Genomic DNA, 6310 nt, shown 5'->3' with positions numbered 1-6310 from the left:
CAGGTGGTCAACTACCTAATTTTCAGGGAAAAAGTACCTGAATTTTCCCCTCAATCACTCCAATGGTCGGCACTTTTTGAGGTCAAAAAAGTCTAAAAGTATTATCCAACAAGGTTTTTATATTTATTCAGCAAACCCTATCTAGAGTTGGCTTAATAAATGTGAAATGTATGCAAGGTAAGGGTTTTGGGGATTTTCTTGCGAAACAGGTGCAAGATTTTGAGAGAATCGTGGTTCAAAACCTTGCATCTTCATCGGCCCGCGTCCTGTAGGGGCGAAGCATTCGGGCAATAACCTATCGGTGAAACCGGAGATTTTCTATCCGAATGCTTCGCCCGTACTTTTTGCCGCAAACCCTATCTAAATTACTGGTTAGGACTGCACCGGAGTGCCGGAGTTGGCAGCAGGGAGGATAAGTGAGATCGCTTGTACTTAATTTTTTCCTACGCAGTTTAAATTCAGTACAGCTGATCACTGAAAAAAGCTTCCAGCTTAAACTAATAAATGGGGAATAAAAATAAAAGCCGCTACGAGTAAAGCGGCGATCGAGGCGATTAAAACGGCACCAGCGGCACAATCTTTCGCTATTTTGGCTAAATCATGGTAGGATTGCCCCACCGTCAGGTCCACCACTGATTCTAGAGCAGTGTTAATTAATTCTAAGACCATCACCAGAGCGCAGGTAAGGGAGACAATCGCCATTTCCAGGGCATTAACCCGCAAAAATAAGCCCCAACTAACCGCTACTAGGGTAATCAGGGTGTGAATGCGAAAATTTCTTTGACTGACAAAAGCATAACAGACTCCCGCCCAAGCGTAGCGAAAACTGACTAATAGATTCGAGGCGACTTGCCAAGCGTATTCTCTTTGAGTCGAATTGTTGCCCTCACTCACCTGTCCCGATCGAGGGATAAAATTATTGTTGAGATAGGGATTAGGTATGCTGGCAGATTGGTTGGCTTGATGATAATTTGTCTTCATATTCCTCAATAATGCTTGACAAAAATAACTAACTATGTATCGGCATTTCGACGGTTTTTAACAAAGTTTCCTGTAAAGATAGCATTTCTAACAGACTTGTTTCATCGGGATGGTCCCAACCCAAAAGATGTAAACAAGCGTGGGCAGTTAACCAGGCCAATTCTCGCGCCAAAGGATGATTTTGTGTTAAAGCCTGTTGTTGTGCTGTCTCCACAGAGATGATAATATCCCCCAAATATAAAGGTTCTGTCTCTAAAATGCGCTCATCGACTGGGAAATCCACTTCGAGAGTGGCAAAAGCGAGAACATCCGTCGGTTGATCTTTGTGGCGATATTGGCAATTATAGGTCTGAATTTCTCGATCGTCTGTTAAGCGCAAACTTAGTTCATAACCGGCGGCAACGGGGAGATAATCCGATAGATAGCCTAACCATGTCTCCAACCAATAGTGCCAAGTTTCCCCATCCACAGGACTATTTCCGGGATTAAAATAATTATCCTGTAGGCATAAATCCACCCCTAGGGGCAAAGTCTCACTCACCAGATTTCACCCTAGGGACGCGTCAGATAGGAAATACCGACAAAAAAGCCTAATAGGGCTGCCGTAGTCAAAAAAAAGTGTTTTAAAGAGATGCCTTTTTTCTTGACCATATTCCGCATCGCCAGCTTGACGTAACTGGGTTGCGCTTCGGTGGCGGTTTCTACTGCGGGGTCAGTGGCACTAACAGGTTCAGTCATCAGTAATTCCCCAGACAAGGATTGATCGCTATAAGTGTAACAGATTATTAAAGAAGTGCAAAAAAAATTCAATTATGGGAAAAATTGTTACCCGTCTGGGATAGTCAAAACCGCTCAACTCCCCCACACCCCACACCCCACACCCCACACCCCACACCCCACACCCCACTTCCCCGATGATCGAGAAAAAACTTCATCAAGAGGGGAACAACTTCCAGTAAGATGAAAAATGGTCAGTGAAAAAGCTAACCGAAATTTATTGTCGGAAATGGTAACACCGCCCCATTTCCCCAGACCCTAGAGGCTAGAGTCCGGTAAACCAGCGGATAAAAATTGACATCCATGAGTGAAAGTATTTTCGATCGAGTTAAAAGAGTTGTTCTGGAACAATTAGACGCAGAGCCGGAAAAAGTTACCCCCGAAGCAAGCTTTGCTAATGATCTGCAAGCTGATTCCCTTGATGTGGTCGAGTTAGTGATGGCTTTAGAGGAAGAATTTGATATTGAAATTCCCGACGAAGCGGCCGAACAAATTGACACTGTGGGCAAAGCTGTCGAGTATATTAACGAGAAAGTAGGAGCAACCGCCTAATTATTGCGGGAAAATTGACAATTAGGATTAAATATCTGGGGCAAAATCTGCCCTTATTTTTGAACAAACATGACAGAATTGCCATTAAAAAGGGTTGTCATCACGGGGATGGGTGCGATCACTCCCCTCGGCAATAATCTAGCAGACTATTGGACAGGCTTAATCAACGGCAAAAGTGGCATTGGTTTAATCACCCACTTTGATGCCTGCCGTCACGCTTGTCGCATTGCTGGGGAAGTGCGGGGTTTTGACCCCCACAACTATGTGGATCGCAAAGAGGCAAAGCGCATGGACCGTTTCGCTCAATTTGCCGTCGCCGCTAGTTTGCAAGCGCTGCAAGATTCTCGATTAGTTATCGACGCCCTCAATGCCGATGATATAGGCGTACTAATCGGTACGGGCGTGGGCGGCATAAAAGTGCTTGAGGATCAACAGGAAATTTACTTGACAAAAGGTCCGAGCCGGTGTAGTCCCTTCATGATCCCGATGATGATTGCCAATATGGCCGCTGGTTTAACCGCCATCCACACGGGGGCCAAAGGACCGAGTAACTGCACCGTGACCGCTTGCGCCGCCGGTTCCAATGCCATCGGAGATGCTTTCCGTCTAGTACAAAGGGGTTTAGCCAAAGGGATGATCTGCGGTGGGACGGAAGCCGCCGTTACCCCCCTAGGATTGGCTGGTTTTGCCTCCGCTAAGGCCCTGTCCACCCGCAACGATGACCCCACCCGGGCCAGTCGTCCCTTTGACAAGGACCGGGATGGTTTTGTCATGGGGGAAGGGGCAGGAATCTTGATTATAGAGGAATTAGAAACGGCCTTAGCCCGTGGGGCGCGGATTTACGCCGAAATGATCGGTTATGGTCTGACTTGCGATGCCTATCACATGACGGCACCGGTTCCCGATGGTCGTGGAGCCACCAGAGCGATCGAATTAGCGATCAAAGATGCCGGTTTAACTCCGACGGAAATTAGCTATATCAACGCCCACGGCACCAGTACAGGGGCCAATGATCCCACGGAAACCAAGGCGATTAAAAAAGCTTTAGGAGAATCGGCCTACCAAATCCCCATCAGTTCCACCAAATCGATGACAGGCCACCTTTTAGGCGGTTCTGGCGGCATTGAAGCCGTGGCCACGGTAATGGCGATCGCTAATGATCGGATTCCCCCGACTCTCAACCTTGACAATCCTGACCCCGATTGTGATCTTGATTACGTCCCCTACGAAAGTCGTCAGCAGATAGTTAACGCTGCCCTCTCCAACTCCTTTGGATTTGGTGGCCATAACGTCACCTTAGCTTTTAGAAAATATGCTTGAGTCGATGCCCCCGAAAGAGTAATCTTTGAGTGGCTCCCTCTTTAACCTGGTCTTATTTTTGTAGTTCATTCTAAAAAACATTATGGTTGTCGCCTCCCAATCCCTCGAAGAACTTTGTATTAATGCGGTGCGTTTTTTAGCGGTGGATGCCGTGGAAAAAGCTAAATCGGGACACCCCGGACTGCCGATGGGGGCCGCACCCATGGCTTTTGTCCTCTGGGATCAATTCCTGCGTTTTAACCCGAAAAACCCCCAATGGGTCAATCGCGATCGTTTTGTTCTCTCCGCCGGTCACGGTTGTATGCTGCAGTATGCTTTGATGTACCTGACCGGATACGATAGCGTCCCCCTAGAGGAAATTAAACAATTTCGCCAGTGGAAATCGAAAACCCCCGGCCACCCCGAAAATTTCGTCACGGAAGGGGTGGAAGTGACCACTGGTCCTCTGGGTCAAGGGATTGCTAATGGTGTCGGTTTGGCCCTAGCAGAAGCCCATTTAGCGGCCCGTTTCAACAAACCGGATGCCAAAATTATCGACCATTACACCTATGTGATTTTGGGTGATGGTTGCAATATGGAGGGTATTTCCGGGGAAGCTTGTTCTTTAGCCGGTCACTGGGGTTTAGGCAAGTTAATCGCTCTCTACGATGATAACCATATCTCGATCGATGGTTCCACCGATATCGCTTTTACCGAAGACGTGAGCAAGCGTTTTGAAGCCTACGGTTGGCACGTTCAGCACGTCGAGAATGGTAACACCGATTTAGATGCCATTGCTAATGCGATTGCGGCTGCCAAAGCTGTCACCGATAAACCCTCGATGATTAAAATCACTACCACTATCGGTTATGGTTCCCCCAATAAGTCTAATACCGCCGATGTTCACGGGGCAGCTTTAGGAGCAACGGAAATCGAGTTAACCCGGAAAGCGTTAGGTTGGCAATACGAGCCGTTTGTGGTTCCCGATGAGGTGTTAAATCGTTTCCGGCAAGCAGTGGACAAGGGAGCAACGGCAGAAACGGACTGGAATAAGTTATTTAACGAATATCAGGCCAAATATCCCGCAGAAGCCGCTTTATTTGAACAGTTAACCACCGGTCAACTGCCGGAAGGTTGGGAGCAAGCTTTACCGGTTTATAAACCCGAAGATAAGGCGCTCGCTAGTCGTAAACACTCGGAAATCTGCTTAAATGCGCTTGCGGGGGTTTTACCCGGTTTAATCGGTGGTTCGGCGGATTTAACCCACTCTAACTACACCGAATTAGAGCATTTTGGTAATTTCCAAAAAGGCAGTTATCAGGAGCGTAACGTCCATTTTGGCGTACGAGAACACGCGATGGGGGCGATTTGTAACGGTATTGCTCTCCATAACACGGGATTGATTCCCTACGGGGCAACTTTCCTGATTTTCACCGACTATATGCGGAATTCTATCCGTTTATCGGCATTGTCAGAAACTCGCGTCATCTGGGTAATGACTCACGATTCCATTGCCCTAGGGGAAGATGGACCGACTCACCAACCCGTGGAACACGTTGCTTCTCTGCGCGCTATTCCTAACCTGTTAGTCATGCGTCCGGGGGATGGTACGGAAACTTCCGGTGCTTATAAAGTAGCGGTGAGCGAAACTAAGCGCCCGACGTTACTAGCATTATCCCGTCAAAATCTGCCCAATTTAGCAGGAACTTCCCTTGCGGGTGTGGCTAAAGGTGCTTATATTATCACCGATTGCGAAGGTACTCCCGATGTCATTCTCATCGGTACGGGGGGCGAGTTGTATCTCTGCGATAAAGCGGCTGCGGTGTTAAAAGAAGCAGGAATTAAAGCTCGCGTCGTTTCTATGCCCTGTTGGGAGCTATTCGAGGAACAATCGGCAGAATACAAAGAATCGGTACTGCCGAAAGCAGTGAAAAAACGTCTCGCGGTGGAAGCGGGTTCAACCATGGGTTGGCATCGTTACATCACCGATGAGGGGGATGTGTTGGGGGTTGATACCTTCGGCGCTTCTGCTCCAGGGGGTGTGATTCTAGAGAAGTTCGGTTTTACCCTGGATAACGTGGTAGCGAAGGCAAAAGCGTTGTTAGGTTAATTACCTGAAATCTTAGCTGTAATGAGTCAGAAAAATCTGGCTCATTTTTTTGTTTTTCTATTGTGACTGTCAGTCAGTGGACTAGGGGTCACGTCAGGCAGTTTAATCGAAGCATGGCAAAGGACAATTTAGCTCAATTTGGCGGATGTTTACATAATGCTCCCATTCAAAAGGGTTTATCCCAAGAAAGGTTGGCCGAAGCGGCCAATTTGGATAGAACTTACATCAGTCTTCTTGAACGTGGTAAAAGGAATCCTTCTTTACTATGCTTGATTTCTTTATGTAGAGCATTAAACATAAGTCTTTCGGAGCTTTTTAACACTATGTCTATAAATTCCGATGTAAATACTGATGATGTCAGAAGATTTAATTAAATTGCTTGAGCAGTTTTTGCATGATAACGAGCTTGAATGGGAATGGTTTGAAAAAATAGAAAGTTTTTGTAAGAGTTATAGCAAAGAGCGGGATAGTTAGGACATAATAGAGAAAAAGAAATGAGGAGAAGCTTTCATGGCAGCACCCTATAGTGATGATTTAAGACAGAAAGCAGTGAGTGCCGTAGAGCGAGGGGAGAAAAAAAGCCATGTCTGT

At 46.9% G+C, this 6310-nt stretch carries 8 protein-coding genes; 5 read left to right on the top strand and 3 right to left on the bottom strand.

Going from position 1 to position 6310, the window contains the following annotated elements:
* Window positions 1–492: 492 nt before the first annotated feature.
* Genes O9300_RS09790 through O9300_RS09780 form a run of 3 tightly spaced genes read right to left on the bottom strand, consistent with a single transcriptional unit; the run spans window position 493 to window position 1719 of the window.
* A complete protein-coding gene (locus O9300_RS09790; protein WP_190722179.1) occupies window positions 493–981 on the bottom strand; it encodes a diacylglycerol kinase family protein in 489 nt (162 codons plus the stop codon).
* A gap of 28 nt (window positions 982–1009) precedes the next feature.
* Window positions 1010–1522, bottom strand: coding sequence for an rRNA maturation RNase YbeY (ybeY, locus tag O9300_RS09785; protein WP_287971466.1), 513 nt, complete (start codon window positions 1520–1522; stop codon window positions 1010–1012).
* Between the two features lie 11 nt (window positions 1523–1533).
* Window positions 1534–1719, bottom strand: a complete 186-nt coding sequence (locus O9300_RS09780) for a DUF3285 domain-containing protein (protein ID WP_151697228.1) — start codon at window positions 1717–1719, stop codon at window positions 1534–1536.
* A 55-nt stretch (window positions 1720–1774) separates the two neighbouring features.
* Here O9300_RS09780 and O9300_RS09775 point away from each other — a divergent pair, with 55 nt between their 5' ends.
* The 5 genes from O9300_RS09775 to O9300_RS09755 all read left to right on the top strand — a co-directional run bounded on the left by O9300_RS09775 (window position 1775) and on the right by O9300_RS09755 (window position 6093).
* Window positions 1775–1945 (top strand): hypothetical protein, encoded by a 171-nt coding sequence (locus O9300_RS09775; RefSeq protein ID WP_287971464.1) that lies wholly within the window; start codon window positions 1775–1777, stop codon window positions 1943–1945.
* A 116-nt stretch (window positions 1946–2061) separates the two neighbouring features.
* Complete coding sequence (locus O9300_RS09770) at window positions 2062–2310, top strand: acyl carrier protein (protein WP_287971462.1); 249 nt, start codon at window positions 2062–2064, stop codon at window positions 2308–2310.
* Window positions 2311–2379: 69 nt separating this feature from the next.
* Window positions 2380–3630 (top strand): beta-ketoacyl-ACP synthase II, encoded by a 1251-nt coding sequence (fabF, locus tag O9300_RS09765; protein WP_287971461.1) that lies wholly within the window; start codon window positions 2380–2382, stop codon window positions 3628–3630.
* Window positions 3631–3712: 82 nt separating this feature from the next.
* Window positions 3713–5719: a transketolase gene (gene tkt, locus O9300_RS09760; RefSeq protein ID WP_287971459.1), complete on the top strand. Its 2007-nt coding sequence runs from the start codon at window positions 3713–3715 to the stop codon at window positions 5717–5719.
* A 113-nt stretch (window positions 5720–5832) separates the two neighbouring features.
* Window positions 5833–6093: a helix-turn-helix domain-containing protein gene (locus tag O9300_RS09755; protein WP_287971458.1), complete on the top strand. Its 261-nt coding sequence runs from the start codon at window positions 5833–5835 to the stop codon at window positions 6091–6093.
* Window positions 6094–6310 lie beyond the last annotated feature (217 nt).

The organism is Microcystis sp. LE19-195.1E (assembly GCF_027532095.1).
Taxonomy (GTDB): domain Bacteria; phylum Cyanobacteriota; class Cyanobacteriia; order Cyanobacteriales; family Microcystaceae; genus Microcystis; species Microcystis aeruginosa.
The sequence above is the reverse complement of the archived record's forward strand: the minus strand, read 5'-3'. Positions and strand labels throughout refer to the sequence as shown.

Excerpts from the sequence above, each read along its gene's own strand:
- O9300_RS09755 (WP_287971458.1), top strand. The coding sequence starts at position 5,833 with ATGGCAAAGGACAATTTAGCTCAATTTGGCGGATGTTTACATAATGCT.
- fabF (WP_287971461.1), top strand. The coding sequence starts at position 2,380 with ATGACAGAATTGCCATTAAAAAGGGTTGTCATCACGGGGATGGGTGCG.
- tkt (WP_287971459.1), top strand. The coding sequence starts at position 3,713 with ATGGTTGTCGCCTCCCAATCCCTCGAAGAACTTTGTATTAATGCGGTG.
- O9300_RS09790 (WP_190722179.1), bottom strand. The coding sequence starts at position 981 with ATGAAGACAAATTATCATCAAGCCAACCAATCTGCCAGCATACCTAAT.
- O9300_RS09780 (WP_151697228.1), bottom strand. The coding sequence starts at position 1,719 with ATGACTGAACCTGTTAGTGCCACTGACCCCGCAGTAGAAACCGCCACC.
- O9300_RS09770 (WP_287971462.1), top strand. The coding sequence starts at position 2,062 with ATGAGTGAAAGTATTTTCGATCGAGTTAAAAGAGTTGTTCTGGAACAA.